This window comes from Microbacterium sp. Clip185 (assembly GCF_028743715.1).
In the GTDB taxonomy this organism is placed as follows: domain Bacteria; phylum Actinomycetota; class Actinomycetes; order Actinomycetales; family Microbacteriaceae; genus Microbacterium.
Map to the genome: position 1 here is coordinate 762,902 of NZ_CP117996.1, position 17,261 is coordinate 780,162.

At 70.2% G+C, this 17,261-nt stretch carries 11 protein-coding genes; 6 read left to right on the forward strand and 5 right to left on the reverse strand.

Annotated elements, in window-relative coordinates; all coding sequences use genetic code 11:
• Nucleotides 1-3: 3 nt before the first annotated feature.
• On the reverse strand, nucleotides 4-1,428 hold the full coding sequence (locus tag PQV94_RS03670; RefSeq protein WP_274287446.1) for a dihydrolipoyl dehydrogenase family protein: 1,425 nt from the start codon (nucleotides 1,426-1,428) through the stop codon (nucleotides 4-6).
• A 511-nt stretch (nucleotides 1,429-1,939) separates the two neighbouring features.
• Between PQV94_RS03670 and PQV94_RS03675 the strand changes: the two genes are divergently transcribed.
• The 4 genes from PQV94_RS03675 (at nucleotide 1,940) to PQV94_RS03690 (ending at nucleotide 7,827) form a co-directional block, all read left to right on the forward strand.
• On the forward strand, nucleotides 1,940-3,430 hold the full coding sequence (locus PQV94_RS03675; RefSeq protein ID WP_274288213.1) for an AlkA N-terminal domain-containing protein: 1,491 nt from the start codon (nucleotides 1,940-1,942) through the stop codon (nucleotides 3,428-3,430).
• Nucleotides 3,427-3,918, forward strand: coding sequence for a methylated-DNA--[protein]-cysteine S-methyltransferase (locus PQV94_RS03680; protein WP_274287447.1), 492 nt, complete (start codon nucleotides 3,427-3,429; stop codon nucleotides 3,916-3,918). Before PQV94_RS03675 ends, PQV94_RS03680 begins: the two co-directional genes overlap by 4 nt.
• Before the next feature lie 292 nt (nucleotides 3,919-4,210).
• Entirely contained in the window at nucleotides 4,211-6,019 is a 1,809-nt protein-coding gene (locus PQV94_RS03685; protein WP_274287448.1) for an ABC transporter ATP-binding protein, read from the forward strand.
• A complete protein-coding gene (locus PQV94_RS03690; protein ID WP_274287449.1) occupies nucleotides 6,016-7,827 on the forward strand; it encodes an ABC transporter ATP-binding protein in 1,812 nt (603 codons plus the stop codon). Before PQV94_RS03685 ends, PQV94_RS03690 begins: the two co-directional genes overlap by 4 nt.
• A 35-nt stretch (nucleotides 7,828-7,862) precedes the next feature.
• Here PQV94_RS03690 and PQV94_RS03695 read toward each other — a convergent pair whose 3' ends face one another.
• Nucleotides 7,863-8,828 (reverse strand): acetylxylan esterase, encoded by a 966-nt coding sequence (locus PQV94_RS03695; protein WP_274287450.1) that lies wholly within the window; start codon nucleotides 8,826-8,828, stop codon nucleotides 7,863-7,865.
• 129 nt (nucleotides 8,829-8,957) lie between these two features.
• Here PQV94_RS03695 and PQV94_RS03700 point away from each other — a divergent pair, with 129 nt between their 5' ends.
• On the forward strand, nucleotides 8,958-11,672 hold the full coding sequence (locus PQV94_RS03700; protein ID WP_274287451.1) for a cation-translocating P-type ATPase: 2,715 nt from the start codon (nucleotides 8,958-8,960) through the stop codon (nucleotides 11,670-11,672).
• A 103-nt stretch (nucleotides 11,673-11,775) separates the two neighbouring features.
• On the opposite strand, the gene PQV94_RS03705 is transcribed toward PQV94_RS03700, so the two are convergent.
• On the reverse strand, nucleotides 11,776-12,618 hold the full coding sequence (locus PQV94_RS03705) for an endonuclease domain-containing protein (protein WP_274287452.1): 843 nt from the start codon (nucleotides 12,616-12,618) through the stop codon (nucleotides 11,776-11,778).
• Nucleotides 12,619-12,854: 236 nt separating this feature from the next.
• Nucleotides 12,855-13,307 (reverse strand): GNAT family N-acetyltransferase, encoded by a 453-nt coding sequence (locus tag PQV94_RS03710; protein ID WP_274287453.1) that lies wholly within the window; start codon nucleotides 13,305-13,307, stop codon nucleotides 12,855-12,857.
• Between the two features lie 180 nt (nucleotides 13,308-13,487).
• Here PQV94_RS03710 and PQV94_RS03715 point away from each other — a divergent pair, with 180 nt between their 5' ends.
• A complete protein-coding gene (locus PQV94_RS03715; RefSeq protein ID WP_274287454.1) occupies nucleotides 13,488-15,704 on the forward strand; it encodes an NADP-dependent isocitrate dehydrogenase in 2,217 nt (738 codons plus the stop codon).
• A gap of 56 nt (nucleotides 15,705-15,760) precedes the next feature.
• On the opposite strand, the gene PQV94_RS03720 is transcribed toward PQV94_RS03715, so the two are convergent.
• Complete coding sequence (locus PQV94_RS03720) at nucleotides 15,761-17,206, reverse strand: L,D-transpeptidase family protein (protein ID WP_274287455.1); 1,446 nt, start codon at nucleotides 17,204-17,206, stop codon at nucleotides 15,761-15,763.
• Nucleotides 17,207-17,261 lie beyond the last annotated feature (55 nt).

A 17,261-nucleotide genomic window follows, 5' to 3' on the forward strand; every position in this document is an offset into this window, starting at 1 on the left:
GCCTCAGGCGCTCGGACGCCCGTACGCCTCGAGCAGCCGCAGCCACACCTCGCTGAGCGTCGGGTACGACGGCACGGCGTGCCAGAGGCGCGCGATCGGCACCTGGCCCACGACGGCGATCGTCGCCGAGTGGAGCAGCTCGGCCACATCCTCGCCGACGAACGTGGCGCCGATGATCGTGCCCGCATCCTCGTCGACGATCGCGCGCGCCTGGCCGCGGTAGTCGTCGGCGCGGGTGGCGGCGCCGGCGATCCACGAGAGGTCGTAGTCGAGCACTCGGATGCGGCGGCCCGCCGCTTTCGCTGCGGCCTCGGTGAACCCGATGGAGGCCACCTCGGGATCGGTGAAGGTCACCTGCGGAACGGCCTCGTGGTCGGCCGTCGCGACGTGCACGCCCCAGGGTGCATCGTCGACGGGGCCCCCGGTCGCGCGTGCGGCGATGACGTCGCCCGCGGCGCGCGCCTGGTACTTGCCCTGATGGGTGAGCAGAGCCCGGTGATTGACGTCGCCGACCCCGTACAGCCAGTCGGTGCCCGTCACGAGCATGGTGTCGTCGACGGCGAGCCACTCGCCCGGGACCAGTCCCACCGCATCCAGTCCGAGATCCTCGGTACGGGGCACGCGCCCTGTCGCCACGAGCACTTCGGCCGCACGGATACGGGTGCCGTCCGACAGCTCGAGCTCCTTCTCGTCGCCGACCCGCTGTGCCGACACGACGTTGGTGTGGCGGAGGATGCGCACGCCCCGCTCCTCGAGGGCGCGGCCGACGAGCTCGCCCGCGAAGGGCTCGTTGGCGGCCAGCAACGTGCCCCGGACGACGAGGGTGACCTCGGCGCCGAGGTCCGCGTAGGCGGTGGCCATCTCCGCGGCGACCACGCCGCCGCCGATGATCGCGAGGGATGCGGGGATCTCCTGCGCACTGGTCGCCTCGCGGCTCGTCCAGGGTGCGATCTCGGCGAGGCCGGGGGTATCGGGGAGGAGAGCTGCGGTGCCGGTGCAGACGGCGACCGCGTGGCGAGCGGTCAGGCGGGTGATGTTGCCGTCCGCATCCGTCACCTCGACCTGCTTGACGCCGACGAGACGGCCGTGGCCGCGCACGAGGTCGATGCCCGCGCTCGAGAGCCACTCGACCTGCGAGGAGTCGTTCCAGTCGTGGGTGAGCGTGTCGCGACGACGGAGGACCCCGGCGACGTCGAGGGGACTCGATACGGCCTGCTTCGCGCCGTCGACGTCGCGCGCCTCGCGCAGCACCGCCCCCGCGCGCAACAGCCCCTTCGACGGCATGCACGCCCAGTACGAGCATTCCCCGCCGACGAGCTCGCTTTCCACGATGACGGCGGACAGTCCGCCTTGTACGGCGCGGTCGGCGACGTTCTCGCCCACGGGGCCGGCGCCGATGACGATGAGGTCGTAGGTCTGCTCGCTCATGCTGCGACGCTACTCCGTCACATCCTTCCCAGGGCCCCCGGTTGCGCCCCCAGCCTCACGGGTGTGCGTGTTCCGCCGGTGCCCTGCCCCGATGCCCTGTTGCCCGAGTTGCGTCGCTCATGCGCAAGTGCGCCACTTTCACGCAGGTGCGCCAGGGAATGACCGGCGCATCTGCGTGAAAGTGTGGCCGAAGTGGTGACGGATGCGGGATCATCGCCCCACCGCTTCCGTATCCGCCACACCAGGCTCCCGCATCCGCGGGGGTGTGGGTAGGCCCCGCTCCCGCATCCGCTACACCTTCACGCAGATGCGACAGTGAACGTCTGTCGCGGATGCGGAAACCTGTCGCATTTGCGCACATGCGACGCAACTCGGGCAGGAAGAGACAGCATCCCGCGCAGCACGGACGCCGCCTCGGACGGGAGCCAGAGGGGCACCGCGCTGTGGTGTCCGAAAACCGCGAGCCGGCGTCGGTGAGGCGTGACAGGCTGGGGACGTGCCCACCCCCGCGATGACCTTCGACGAGCGCTACCGCGCGATCGACGCCCGGGATGCGCGCTTCGACGGACAGTTCGTCACCGCGGTGCACACCACCGGCATCTACTGCCGTCCCAGCTGCCCCGCCCGCACTCCACGGCCAGAGAACGTCACGTTCTACCCCACGAGCGCCGCCGCCCACGAGGCGGGCTACCGCGCCTGCAAGCGCTGCCTGCCCGAGGCCGCCCCCGGCTCGCCGGAGTGGGACCTCCGCGGCGACGTCGCCGGGCGCGCCATGCGCCTCATCGCCGACGGCGTCATCGAGCGCGAGGGTGTGCCGGGGCTCGCCCACCGGCTCGGCTACTCGTCGCGGCAGCTCGGACGCATCCTCACGGCCGAGCTCGGCGCGTCGCCTCTCGCGCTCGCTCGCGCCCACCGTGCCCACACGGCGCGAATGCTCCTCGTCGGCACGGACCTTCCCGCCGCGGACGTCGCCTTCTCCGCCGGCTTCGCGAGCGTGCGGCAGTTCAACGACACCGTCCGCGAGGTGTTCGGGATGACGCCGCTCGCGCTGCGCGCCCGCCGGAAGTCCGAGAATCGCGCCGCCCCCGGCGAGATCGACCTGCTGCTCGCGCATCGGCGCCCCATCGACGACGGCGGCATCTTCGCCTGGATGACGGCCCGCGCGCTCCCGGGAGTGGAGACCGTCACCGCGACGACCTTCGCGCGCACCCTGCGTCTTGCCGGTGGCTCCGCGTGGTTCGAGGTGCGCCGTGACGGCGAGGCGCTCCGCCTCCGCGCCCGCCTCTCCCAGCTCGCCGATCTGCCGCAGCTGGTCACGCGGGTGCGCCGGCTGTTCGATCTGGATGCGGATCCGCTCGCCGTCGACCAGGCACTCGCAGCCCATCCCGAGCTCGCCGCCCGGGTGGCCGCTCTTCCCGGCATCCGGGTCCCCGGCGCCGCCGACCCGCACGAGATGCTCATCCGCGCGATGGTGGGCCAGCAGATCACCGTTGCCGCGGCCCGCACGGCCCTCGCTGCTCTCGCGCAGCACCTGGGGGAGCGGGTGCCCGCCCACGAAGGCACCGACCTGCTCTTCCCGACGATGGCGGCGATCGCCGATCGCGGCGCCGAGGTGCTGCGTGGACCCGCGGCCCGCATCCGCGCCATCGTCGGCGCTGCCGGAGCGCTCGCCGACGGCGCTCTCGTCCTCGACGCCGGAGGCGACCCGCACGAGCAGCGCGCGGCACTTCTCGCGATGCCCGGGATCGGACCGTGGACCGCGGATTACGTGCGGATGCGGGTCACGGGCGATCCCGACGTGTTCCTTCCCGGTGACGTCGCCGTGCGCACCGGGGCCGCCCGGCTCGGACTTCCCGCGGAACCGCGGGCGCTGACAGCCTGGTCCGTCCGCGCGGCGCCGTGGCGCAGCTACCTGACCGCGCATCTCTGGGCGGCCGTCGCAGCCGTGCCCGCGCAGATCCCGCATCCCGCCCACCTCCCGAACGAGAGCCGCATCGCATGACCGCGCACATCGCCACCATCGACACCCCCGACGGCGCCTTCACGGCGCTCGTGGACGAGCATCAGCGCGTGCTCGCCTCCGGTTGGAGCGCCGACCACGACGTCATCGTGGCTCGCCTGCGCCCCGCCGACCGGCCGGTGCAGATCTCGGAAGGCCCCGTTCGCGCCATGGATGCGGTCGCCGCCTATTACGGCGGAGACGTGCGGGCCATCGACGAGGTCGAGGTGCACCAGACCGGCACCGCGGGGCAGCTCGCGGGCTGGCGGATGCTGCGGCGTATCGCGCCGGGGGAGCCTCTGACGTATGCGGAGTTCGCGGCAGCGCTGGGAAGCCCGCGCGCGGTGCGCGCCGCCGCATCCGTTTGCGCGCGGAACGCACCGGCCCTGTTCGTGCCGTGCCATCGCGTGCTGCGCACCGGGGGCGCGATGGGCGGCTTCGCATGGGGTGTCGAGGTCAAGCGCAGTCTGCTTGCGCGCGAAGCCGCCTGATCCGCGCGCGCGGGAATGCCCGCGCAGAACTGATCGTTGCACTCAGCGAACACACAGCATAGGCTGGAGGGCTGTCGCGCGCACTCGCCGCGGCATCCGTGCACTCGAGGAGGACGATATGACTCAGGCATTCGCCATTGCGGTAATCCCCGCCGTCCTCGCGGTGCCCGCGCGCTTCGCGTAGCTGCCGCCCGCCGCCAGTGAGCGGCCTCCTCCCTCTCCGAGCCGCCGCACCTCTGCGTGCGAGCTCATCCTTCTGCGGCACAGCTGTCGCACGCTCTCCTCGAGGATCATGAGTTCCACACCCTCTCGTTCGTCCACCGAACCGTCCACGCTCCGCGCCCTCGCGAGGCTTCTGCCGTTTGTGCGTCCCGTGCTGCGTCCGTTGGCGCTCGGCGCCATCAGCGCGCTCGCCGCCAGCGTCGTCGCCCTGATGATCCCGCTCGTGCTCGAGGGCGTCGTCGCGGGTCCGATCGCCTCCGCGGACCCGACGCAGATCCTCTGGGGCACGCTCGCCGTCATCGGGCTCGGGCTCGCCGAGGCCGCCCTCGTGTGGGGTCGGCGCTGGTTCGTGCTCGCGCCCTCGACCAAGGTCGAGTACGCGTTGCGCACCGGCTTCGCCGCGCGTCTGCAACGACTCCCCGTCGCCTTCCACGACCGGTGGCAGTCGGGACAGCTGCTCAGCCGCATGATGCAGGACATCAGCCTCATCCGTCGCTGGCTCGCCTTCGGCGTCATCCTGCTCGTCGTCAATGTGCTGACGATCGCGCTCGGCACGGTGCTGTTGTTTCAGTGGCACTGGGCGCTCGGCACGATCTTCCTGCTGTGCTCCGCCCCGCTCTGGTACGCCGGATACCGCTTCGAGAAGCAGTACGGGGTGTTGGCGCGACAGAGTCAGGACCAGGCGGGCGATCTCGCGACCGCCGTCGAGGAGAGCGTGCACGGCATCCGCGTGCTGAAGGCCTTTGGTCGTGGGTCCCACGCGCTGGCTAAGTTCGCGCGTCAGGCCGAGACGCTGCGCCAGACGGAGCTGCGCAAGGCCACAGCCATCGGCCTGATCTGGTTCTGGCTGGTGCTGCTGCCCGAGATCGCGTTCGCGCTGTGTCTGGCGGCCGGGATCGTCCTCGCCCAGCTCGGCCAGCTCTCGGTCGCTCAGCTGTTCGCGTTCTTCGCGATGGCGACGGTGCTGCGCTGGCCCATGGAGTCCATCGGCTTCCTCTTCTCGTTCCTTCTGGATGCGCGTACGGCCACCGACCGCGTGTTCGAGGTATTCGACGAGCACATCACGATCGACGACCCGGAGAACCCGGTCTCGCTCGGGAACCCGCGGGGACGGCTCGTGTTCGAGAACGTGCACTTCCGCTATCAGGATGCGCCGGATGCCCAGCGCGACCTGCTCGACGGCATCGACCTCGCCCTGGAACCGGGCGAGACGATGGCGCTCGTGGGACTCACCGGCTCGGGCAAGACGACGCTGACCACCCTGCCGACGCGTCTGTACGACGTGACCGGAGGACGCGTGACGCTGGACGGCGTCGATGTCAGAGAGCTCACGCTGACCGAACTGCGCACCCACATCTCGATGGCGTTCGAGGAGGCGACGCTGTTCTCCTCCTCCGTCCGCGAGAACGTGCTGCTCGGACGCGACGACCTGGATGCGGCCTCACCCGAGGGCGAGCGCGTGCTGCGTGAAGCGCTCGACGTGGCTCAGGCGGAGTTCGTGGAGCGTCTGCCCGACGGCGTCGACACCGTCATCGGAGAGGAAGGGCTGAGCCTGTCGGGAGGTCAGCGGCAGCGTCTCGCGCTCGCGCGCGCGGTGGCCGCGAGGCCGTCGGTGCTCGTGCTCGACGACCCGCTGTCGGCGCTCGACGTCGACACCGAGGCGCGCGTGGAGGAGGGTCTGCGCCGGGTGCTGGCCGACACGACCGCCCTCATCGTCGCCCACCGGCCCTCGACCGTGGCTCTCGCGGATCGGGTCGCGCTCCTCGAAGACGGTCGGGTCACCGCCGTCGGCACGCACAGTGAGCTGATGCGCTCCTCGGCGCACTACCGGCACGTCATCTCGAGTCTGGACGAGCAGGAGAAGGAGGAAGCGCGATGAGCACCGTCACGGGAACCAGCGGCGAAGACCGCTCCGACTACACACGTGTCGAGAGCCGCGAGATCCGGCGTCGCTCGATGCGGCTGCTCGGCTCCCTCATCCGCCCGCTGCGCGCGAAGCTCGTGCTCGCGGCCGTCGTGCTCGTCGTCTCGACGGCCCTGCGGGTCGTGGGTCCGGCGCTGATCGCGTTCGGTATCGACAACGCGCTGCCGGCGGTGCTGAACGAGATGGACTGGCTTCCCACGATCGGTGTGGTGGCCGTCTATCTCGCATCCGGGCTGCTCGGGGCGGCCCTCATCGGGTGGTACGCCGTGGTCGCCGCGCGGCTGACGCAGGCGGTCATGCTCGACCTGCGCACCCGCATCTTCCGTCACACGCAGCGGCTGAGTCTCGAGTTCCACGAGTCGTACACGTCGGGGCGAATCATCTCGCGCCAGACGAGCGACCTGGACACGATCCGGGAGCTCCTGGACGGCGGGCTCAACGAGCTGGTCTCGGGTGTGCTCTTCGGCGCGTTCACGCTCATCGCGCTGCTGCTGGTCGACTGGCAGAGCGGCGTCGTGCTCATCGTCATGGGCATCCCGCTGGCACTTCTCATGCGGTGGTTCTACCGCCGCTCGCAGATGGTCTACCGCGAGTCGCGCGTGATCAGCGCGAAGGTCATCGTGCACTTCGTGGAGACCATGACCGGCATCCGCGCGGTCAAGGCGTTCCGCAAGGAGAAGCGCGGCGACGTCGAGTTCGGTGAGCTGAGCGAGCAGTACCGCGACGTCAACATGCGCTCGATCCGGCTGTTCGGCACATTCGAGCCCGGGCTGATGGCGATCTCGACGCTCAGCCTCGGCGCCGTGCTGCTCTTCGGCGGGATCCGCGTCGCCGGCGGCGCGCTGGAGATCGGCGTGCTGCTGGCCGCCGTGCTGTACGTGCGCAACTTCTTCTCGCCCCTGCAGGAGGTGGCGATGTTCCTGAACTCCTACCAGTCGGCAGCGGCGGCGCTCGAGAAGGTGTCGGGCGTGCTGGAGGAGGAGCCCACGGTTCCCGAGCCCGCGCATCCGGTGGCTCTGGAGCGGCCGCGCGGAGCGATCCGTTTCGACGACGTGGCGTTCGGCTACGGCGATGGACGCGTCGTGCTGCCCGACTTCTCGCTGGACGTTCCGGCGGGTCAGACGATCGCCCTGGTCGGCACGACGGGGGCGGGCAAGTCCACGCTGGCCAAGCTCGTCTCCCGTTTCTACGATCCGACCCGCGGCTCCGTGACGCTCGACGGCGTGGATCTGCGGACGCTCGGCTCGGCGGACCTGCGCCGTGCGATCGTCATGGTCACGCAGGAGGCGTACCTGTTCAGCGGCACGGTCGCCGACAACATCGCGCTCGGAAAACCGGATGCGACCCTCGACGAGGTGCGGGATGCGGCCATGGCCGTCGGTGCGCACGCGTTCATCGAGGCGCTTCCCGACGGCTACGACACCGATGTGAACAAGCGCGGCGGGCGTGTGTCAGCGGGACAGCGTCAGCTGATCTCGTTCGCGCGCGCGTTCCTCGCAAACCCGGCGGTGCTGATCCTCGACGAGGCGACCGCCTCGCTCGACATCCCGAGCGAGCGTCAGATCCAATCGGCTCTCGGGACGCTCCTCGCCGATCGAACGGCCATCATCATCGCGCACCGCCTCTCCACGGTCGCGATCGCGGACCGCGTGCTGGTCATGGAGCACGGCCGCATCGTCGAGGACGACGCTCCCGAGGCGCTCATCGGCGGCACCGGCACGTTCGCGCGGCTGCACGCTGCCTGGCGCGACTCGCTCGTGTGACGGTTCGGGATGCGGCGAAAGGCCGCATCCCGAACTCACACGCGTGCGGCGAGGAACTCGGCCTGCGCGAACCATTGGTACATGAGACCACCCTCGTGCTGATTGTGGGGGTACACCTCGATGTCCGCCTCGCCCGCATAGTGGTTGCGGGCGGCGAAGACGGTCGAGGGCGGGCAGGTCTGATCGTGCAACGCTGTCGAGAACAGCGCGGGTGCATGGGAGCGGCGCGCCATGTTGACGCCGTCGAAGTAGGACAGCGTGGTGAACACCCGCTCCTCGGTGTGGCGGTGCACAGCGAGGTAGCGCACGATCTCCTGGTAGGGATCCGCGTCCGTGAGGCCGACGGCGCGTTCGAAGTGGCAGAGGAACGGCACGTCGGGCATGACCGCGATCAGCCCGTCGGACAGGGCTCCCGCCGCGAGCGCGATTCCGCCGCCCTGGCTGCCGCCGCACACCGCGACGCGGTCGGCGTCGACGATGTCGAGCGTGCGCGCCGCATCCACCAGGCGCACCGCATCCGTGAACACGCGGCGGTAGTAGTACTGCGCGGGATCCTCGATGCCGCGCGTCATGAAGCCGCTGACGGACGGGCCGGTACCGTGCGGATCGGGGGTGTCGCCTCCGGTTCCCCACATCGAACCCTGACCGCGCGTGTCCATCAGCAGGTGCGCATAACCGGCGTTGGCCCAGCCGAGTCGTTCGCCCGCGAGTCCGCGGCCGCCGCCGTAGCCGTTGTACTCGACGACCGCCGGCAGCGGCTCGTCGGCGCCCGCCGGCACGGTCAACCATGCGCGCACCGGCTCGCCCGCATAGCCGCTGAACGTCACGTCGTAGACGTCGACGAGAGTGAACGGCGTCGCGACGCGCGCGTAGCGCACCTCCTCGCCCGCGGCGCGGGAGGAGGCGATCGTCTCGGCCCAGAAGGCATCGAAGTCGGCGGGCTCGCGCACCTCGGGCCGATACTCGCGGAGGGCGTGCGGGTCCATGTCGAAGCGCGGCATGTGCATCACGATAGGGGCATCGGGGTTCTCGACGCGGCACCGCGGCCGGAGAATCGGCCGGCCACGGCATCGGCGGTGCCGTGGCCGCATCCCGCCCCGTCGCTATGATCGCGATCGGGGAGGTGGTCCATGAGCGGCACACAGACACCGGTTGGCGCGCAGTCCGAAACGGCGGCCTGGTGGGCGATGGGTGCCGACCAGGTGGCGGCCGAGCTCGGTACGGACGCCGCGGAGGGGCTGTCGGACGAGCAGGCCGCCAGACGACTGGCGGAGCAGGGGCCCAATGCCATCGCCGCGCCGCCGTCACCCCGCGCGGTGACCATTGCGCTGCGACAGCTCGCCGACCCGATGAACCTCATGCTCATCGGTGTCGTCGTGGTCAGCATCCTCATCGCGCAGCCCTCCGTGGCCGTCGTCGTGGCGTTGCTCGTGGGGCTGAACGTGGTGCTCGGTACGCGGCAGGAGCTCGCGGCGCGTCGCAGCGTCGACGCCCTCTCCCAGTTGCAGATCCCCCAGGTGCGGGTGCTCCGCCAGGGCACGCTGCGTCAGATCGACGCGACGGACGTCGTCGCCGGGGACATCGTCCAGCTGGAGGCCGGCGACCTCGTCCCGGCGGACGGCCGCATCCTGCGCAGCGCGACGTGCGAGACGCAGGAGTCGGCGCTGACGGGGGAGAGCGCCCCGGTGCCGAAGGATGCCGGAACGCTCGCCGACGCCGACGTCGCACTGGGCGACCGCGAGAACATGCTCTTCCAGAACACGAGTCTCACGCGCGGGACCGCCGTGATGGTCGTGACCGAGACCGGCATGCAGACCCAGATGGGTCGCATCGCGGGGATGCTCACGGCCGTCGTCGGCACGCGGAGCCCCCTCCAGCGGGAGCTGGACGGGCTCACGAAGGTGCTGGGACTCATCGCGTGGGGCGCCGTCGCGATCATGATCGTGCTGGGCTTCGCCCGCGGGGAGTCGATCCAGACGGTCCTGCTCGTGGGCATCGCCATGGCCGTCTCGGCCATCCCGTCGGGGCTCCCGACCTTCGTGCAGGTGATGCTCTCGTACGGCGCCAAGCAGCTCGCCGAGCACCGGGCGGTCGTCAAGAACCTGAGCGATGTCGAGACGCTCGGTGCCACCTCCGCGATCAACTCCGACAAGACGGGAACGCTGACGCTCAACCAGATGACCGCTCGCCGGCTCTACGCCCGCGGCCAGTGGTTCTCGGTCGAGGGCGAGGGATACCGCAAGACCGGGGCCTTGCGTCACGCCGCGGGGCTCGAGGTGCCCGACTTCACGGCGCTCGCGTACGGGCTGTGTCTCAACAGCGATGCCACGGCGTCGGATGCGGGCACGGTGGTGGGCGACCCGACCGAGGCGGCCCTGGTGGTGCTCGCGGCGAAGCTCGGTGCCGACGCGGAAGAGACGCGGCGGCTGTATCCGCGCGTGGCCGAGGTGCCCTTCGACTCGGCGTACAAGTTCATGGTGACCTGCCACGACGTGCCGTGGGACGGCGCCAGTGCCTTCGTCGCGACCATCAAGGGAGGACCGGATGTGGTCCTCGATCGCTGCACGCAGGTGCTGACGGGGGAGGGGGTCGTGCCCATCGCCCACGCGCGTGACGACATCCTCGCGGCCAACGCCCGACTCTCGGGCGAGGGGCTGCGCGTGCTGGCGTTCGGCTACCGCATCCTGAATGACGAGCGGGATGCGGCGATCGCCGATCCGATGGCCTTCTCGGACGACTTCGTGTTCGTGGCCCTCGTCGGCATCGTCGACCCGCTGCGGCCCGAGGCGATCGAGGCGGTGCGGATCGCGGCGGGTGCCGGCATCGAGGTGCGCATGATCACGGGTGACCACGCCGTCACGGCGGCCGCCATCGGCGACGAGCTCGGCGTCGGCCCCGGCGCCATCAGCGGCTCGGAGCTGCGCGAGCTGAGCGATGCGGAGCTGTCGGCACGCCTCCCCGAGTTGCACGTGTTCGGCCGCGTGACTCCGGAGGACAAGCTGCGGGTGGCTCGCCTCCTGCAGGAGCGCGGTGAGATCGTCGCGATGACCGGCGATGCGGTCAACGACGCCGCAGCCCTCAAACAGGCCGACATCGGTGTCGCCATGGGCTCCGGGAGCGAGGTCACGAAGCAGGCGGCGCGCATGATCCTGACGGACGACGACTTCGGCACCCTCGTCGAAGCGATCCGGCTGGGTCGCGGCATCTACGAGAAGATCGTCGGCTACGTCCGGTATCAGATGTCGACGCTGTTCTCGCTCGTTCTGCTCTTTCTCGCCGCCAGCATCTTCGACATCAACAACGGTGTGCCCCTCACGCCGCTCATGGTCATCTTCCTCAGCACCTTCATCACGTTCTTCCCCGTTCTGACCATCACGTTCGGGCCCGACCCCGACGGCATCATGTCCAGGCCTCCCCGCGACGTGCGCCAGACGCTCGCGAACCGCGGCTCCATCACGCAGTGGCTCGTGTACGGCGGCGCCATCTTCGCCACCGCGCTCGCCGCGCTTTTGCTGGCGCCGGGCGAGGCGCGCACCGCCGAGGCGTCGGTGCCGGTCACGATGGCCTTCGTCGTGATCAGCCTGGGATCGGTCGTGGCGGGGATGGCGATGCGGCGGGATCCCGCATCCGGATTCGCGGCGCCGTGGGCCGACGCGCTCAAGTGGATGTGGATACCCGTCGTGTTGACCGTCGTGTGCGTCGAGGTCGGGTTCGCCCAGAACCTGCTGATGACCACGAGCCTGAGCGGCAGCGAGTGGCTGCTGGCACTCGCGCTGTCGGTGATCCCGGCCGTCGTGGTGGAGGCGGACAAGGCCCTGCGACGCGCCCGCGCCCGGCGCGCCTGACTCGCGCGGTGCCCATGCACCTTTCTCGGAGATCGGCGCGTTTCTCGGAGGATGCGGCTGTAAACCTCCGAGATTCGCGCGCATCTCCGAGATCAGGATGCTGTCAACAGGCGAGGTGGAGGCCGGCGGCGATGGCGCGCGCGATTGTGCGCTCGACGCTCGGCCAGTCGTACACGACCTGCGCATAGTCGAAGCGCAGCACGGTGAACCCGCGCAGGCGCAGTTCGGCGTCGTGGGCGATGTCCTTGCCCCGCTGCGCGGACGTACGGTGATGGGTGTAGCCGTCGATCTGCACGACCAGGCGCTCGCCGATCAGGATGTCGACGCGGCGGCCCGCCACGACCGCCTGCTGCGTCATGGGCACGCCCCAAGGACTCAGCCGCACGATGACCTGCGTCTCGAGACCGGAGTCGGAAAGGCCGCGGACCTCGCGCGCGAGCGCGACGGCCTCGGGGGAACGCCAGCGCACCCGTCGCAGCGTGTCCAGGGAGATCCCTTCCGTGCGGACCGCCGACTCCCATACGACACGCGCGGCCTCGGGGGACAGGCAGCGTGCGATATGGCGCAGCGCGTCCTCGGTCGACTCGAGCAGACTATGCGCAGCCGGCGGTGCGAGCGGAATGCTCCAGTGGGCGACCGCATCCGCGGGCACGCCGTCGGATGCGGCGTGCGGCCGTAGATGCAGGTGGGGTCGATCGGTGAGCAAGGGCGGCAGCCACCAGCCGCGATGCCGCGCGACCGAGACGCACGCCAGTCGTGCTCCCGCCTGCGCCGCCGCCAGCAGGTCCCGCGGTGCGGATGATGTGGCGATCCACGACCTCCGGACGATGCGGATGCGGCCGGCGGCCGCCTCGGCGCGGACGGCGCGCACGCCGAATCCGGCCTCGGCGGCGACCGCGCGATGGGCGAGCCCGCCCTGTGCGGCGAGCCAGGGAGTGAGGGACATCCCGCCATCCTGCGTCGGCGTCCGCATCCCTGCTCTCCGGGGAGCGACGTCTGTGGCAGACCCGCCGCGCCGCTCGGGTGGGGGAGGAGGTGCCAATGTTCTCGGAGATCGGCGCCGAGCTCGGAGAATTCGGACCGAAACCTCCGAGAAGTGCGCGGAACTCCGAGAACCGCGCGACGAGCAGGCGGCTCAGACGAGCAGAGAGCTCAGGCCGGCGCGCTGCGCGCGCGGCCGCGTCAGAGCGCGATGCGGGCGACGACCTCGCCGAACTCGGTTTCGCCGACGGGTTCGAACCCTACGCGGCGGAAGAACGCCTCAGGGCCGCCCTCGCCCGCCTCATAGATGACGTCGACGTGATCCATGCCGCGCTCGCGGGCCTCGTTCACGAGGCCTTCGATGGCGAAGCGCCCGATGCCCTGGCCCTGGTCGTCGGCGTCGACGTTGATGCGCCAGAGCACGGAACGGAACCACTCCTGCGTCTCGTGCGGATCGAAGTTCGCGCTGACGAACCCGACGACATCGTCGCCCGCGAGCACGACGCGCTGCCAGCTGGTGCGAGGGTCGATCACGGTCGCCGCCACCCCGTAGCTGACCGGGGCGAGGAACTGTTCCTGCCCGGGTTTGAGTGACATGTTGTTCACGGCGACGATCGTCGCGGCCGACAGCTCTTCGAGGCGCAGTTCGGTCATGGTCACAGGCTAACGCCTGGCGCCCGCCCGCGGGGAGGGATGCGGGCCGTGTGAACTCCCGCATCCGGATGTGGTCAGATGCGGCCGTGCGGCGGGGGAGATATCTCGACATCGAGATAACCGGACCGGGTGCGATAGGCTGGCGGCTGACCCTCGACGCCTCTATGGAGAGACAAATCCGTGCCTGATTCCACGATCATCTACACGCACACCGACGAGGCTCCGGCGCTCGCCACCGCATCCTTCCTTCCCATCGTCCGCGCCGTCGCCGGCCAGGCGGGGGTCGAGATCGCGACGCGCGACATCTCGCTCGCCGGCCGCATCCTCGCAGCCTTCCCGCAGCAGCTCACCCCCGAGCAGCTCGTCGGCGACGCGCTCGCCGAACTCGGCGCGCTCGCGACGCTGCCGGAGGCCAACATCATCAAGCTGCCGAACATCTCGGCATCGATCCCGCAGCTCAAGGCCGCCATCGCCGAGCTGCAGTCGCAGGGCTACGACATCCCGAACTACCCCGACGAGCCCAATGGCGTCGAGGAGGAGAGCGTCCGCGCGCGCTACGACAAGATCAAGGGCTCGGCGGTCAACCCGGTGCTCCGCGAGGGCAACAGCGACCGCCGTGCCCCCGGCGCGGTGAAGAGCTACGCGCGCAAGCACCCGCACCGCAACAAGGCGTTCGCCGAGGGCTCGAAGACCCGCGTCGCAACCCTCGGACACGACGACTTCCGCTCGAACGAGATCTCCTGGGTCTCGCCCGATGACGACACCCTCACCATCCGCCACGTGGATGCGGCGGGCGCCGAGACGGTGCTGAAGTCCGGCCTCAAGGTGCTTCCGGGCGAGATCGTGGACGCGACGTTCCTCTCGGCTGCGGCGCTGGACGCTTTCCTCGCCGAGACGCTGGCTGCGGCCAAGGCCGACGACGTGCTGTACTCCGTGCACCTCAAGGCGACGATGATGAAGGTCAGCGACCCGATCATCTTCGGCCATGTCGTGAAGGCGTTCTTCGCCGACGTGTTCGCACGCTACGGCGACCAGCTCGCCGCCGCGGGGCTCACGCCGAACGACGGTCTCGGCGCGATCCTCTCCGGGCTCGCGGGTCTGCCCGACGGTGCCGAGATCGCCGCCGCCTTCGAGCAGGCGATCGCCTCGGGTCCGCGCCTGTCGTACGTCAACTCGGACAAGGGCATCACCAACCTGCACGTGCCCTCCGACGTGATCGTCGACGCATCCATGCCCGCGCTCATCCGCAACGGCGGAAAGCTGTGGGGTGTCGACGGCGGCGAGGACGACACCCTCGCGGTCATCCCCGACTCCTCCTACGCCGGTGTCTACCAGGCCGTGATCGAGGACGTCATCGCGCACGGCCCGCTCGACCCTGCCACGATCGGCACCGTCCCGAACGTGGGCCTCATGGCGCAGGCGGCCGAGGAGTACGGCAGCCACGACAAGACCTTCGAGATCTCCAGCGCCGGCGTCGTCCAGGTCGTCACCTCCGCGGGCGAGGTCGTGCTCGAGAGCGCGGTCGAGGCCGGCGACATCTGGCGGGCCACGCAGACCAAGGACATCGCCGTGCGCGACTGGGTGAAGCTCGCCGTCACCCGCGCCCGCGCCACCGGCGTGCCCGCCGTGTTCTGGCTCGACGAGGGCCGCGCGCATGACGCGCAGCTCATCGCCAAGGTTCGCACCTACCTCGCCGAGCACGACACCGAGGGTCTGCAGATCGAGATCCTCGCGCCGACCGACGCGACGCTGTTTTCGCTCGAGCGCCTGCGCGCGGGTCAGGACACCATCTCGGTGACCGGCAACGTCCTGCGCGACTACCTGACCGATCTGTTCCCGATCCTCGAGGTGGGAACGAGCGCCAAGATGCTCTCGATCGTTCCGCTGCTCGCCGGCGGCGGACTCTTCGAGACGGGTGCCGGCGGCTCCGCGCCCAAGCACGTGCAGCAGCTGCTGGCCGAGAACTACCTGCGCTGGGACTCGCTCGGCGAGTTCTTCGCGCTCGCCGCATCCTTCGAGCACTTCGCGACCTTCACCGGCAACGTCCGCGCGCAGGTGCTCGCGGACACGTTGGATGCCGCGACCGGCACGTTCCTCGAGAACGACAAGTCGCCCGGTCGCGCCCTCGGCACGATCGACAACCGCGGCAGCCACTTCTACCTCGCGCTCTACTGGGTGCAGGAGCTCGCCGCGCAGTCGGCGGATGCGGAGCTGGCCCGAGCGTTCGCACCGATCGCGCAGGAGCTCGCGGCTGCCGAGGAGACGATCGTCGCCGAACTGCTCGCGGTACAGGGCGCGTCCGTCGAGATCGGCGGTTACTACCACCCCGACATCCGACTGGTCGACGAGGTCATGCGTCCGTCTGCGACGCTGAACCGCATCATCGACGCCATCTGACATCGCACGCAGAAGGGGCCGGATGCGGATGCATCCGGCCCCTTCTGCGTTGCGGCTCAGTAGTGGACCGAGACCTCGGACCCCTTGGAGAGGAACTCGTAGGCCCATGCCGCCTGGTCGATCGGCATGTTGATGCAGCCGTGGCTCATCGGGTTACCGAAGTTGTTGTGCCAGTAGGTGCCGTGGAAGCCGATGTCCGGGGCGAAGTACGTCACCCAGGGGACGTCCTTGGTGCAGTACGTCGATGTGGGCGTGCAGCCCATGTCCTGCATGCGGACGTGCGCGAAGACGGTGAAATTGCCCGTCGGCGTTGCGTTCTCGCCGAGCCCGGAGGAGATCGGCCAGCTGTTGACGACCTGGCCGTTCTCGTAGAACGTCGCCTGCTGCGTGCTGAGGTTCACGTCGGAGTAACGGTGGAGTGAGGTCGTCGCGAACGGTGCCTCGGTCACGGGGAGCTGGTACGCGGCGTCGCCCGCGGCGAGCTGAGCCGCGAAGTCGTCGGCCACCTTGGAGGTGTCGCCGAGTGTGCGTCCGACCGCACCGGGCGTCAGGTCGCGAAGCACCTCGCCCGCGGCGTTCGTGACGACGGTGGCGTCCACCGGCGCGCGGTTCACGAGCGGCGCCAGCGTGTCGACGGTCTTTTGGATGGCGTCGGCGTCGGCCGAGAGCGTGAGCTTGCCGTCCTCGGTGCCGAGCTTCAGCCACGAGGCGGCCAGTGCGCGGTCCACGGGCACGGTGCGTTCGTCGCCGACGTAGAAGCCGATCGTGTCGAGGATGCCGTTCAACCGCGTGACGGAAGCGTCGGCATCCGTTGTCGTGATGGCCGCGTCCACCGGGATGATGGAGGCGTCGATCGTGGTGCGACCCTCGCCGGAGGAGAACGCCTCGCTGAGAGCGGTGCGCACCTGATCGAGGTCGATGCCCTCGCCGGCCTCCGCGGGGGTGGACACATAGGACGCGGTCGCGGAGTCGAACGTCACGGTCGCATCGGTGGGGTCGGTGTAAGCGCCCGGAGCCGCGTCGCGAAGAGCGTCGGTGGCGACGACGGGGTCGAGTGTCACGTCGGCGACGAGCGGCGCGGAGTTCCACTGGGTCACGTTCCACAGCGGGTGGGCATCGAATGCCTGCTCTGCGATCGTGCGCGCGTCGATCGACGCTCCCAGGTCGGCGCCGGTCACGGTGACGTCGCCGTCGGGCGTGTTCAGCACCACGGTCGCGCCGGCGAGGCGGGCCGACAATGCGTCGGCGGCGCCGCCCACCGTCATCCCGCCGATCGGAACGCCGGCGACGGCGGTCCCGGGCGCGATGAGCACGAGGGATGCCGTGACCGCCGCGACCGCGAGGACGGCGGAGGGGATGCCGATCCAGAGGCCGAGGTGGCGCTTGCGAGGCTTGGGCTCTTCGGGGGCCCACGCGTAGACGGGCGTCGTGCCGTCGCCGGACCCGGCGTCTTCCGCCGGCGTGTCGTGCTGCGCGTGCGGTCCGGTTGCCAGATCCGTCACACTCTCACCCCCGTGCTTCGTGTGCTGTGTCTTCCCAGGGTACGCGAGCAAGTCT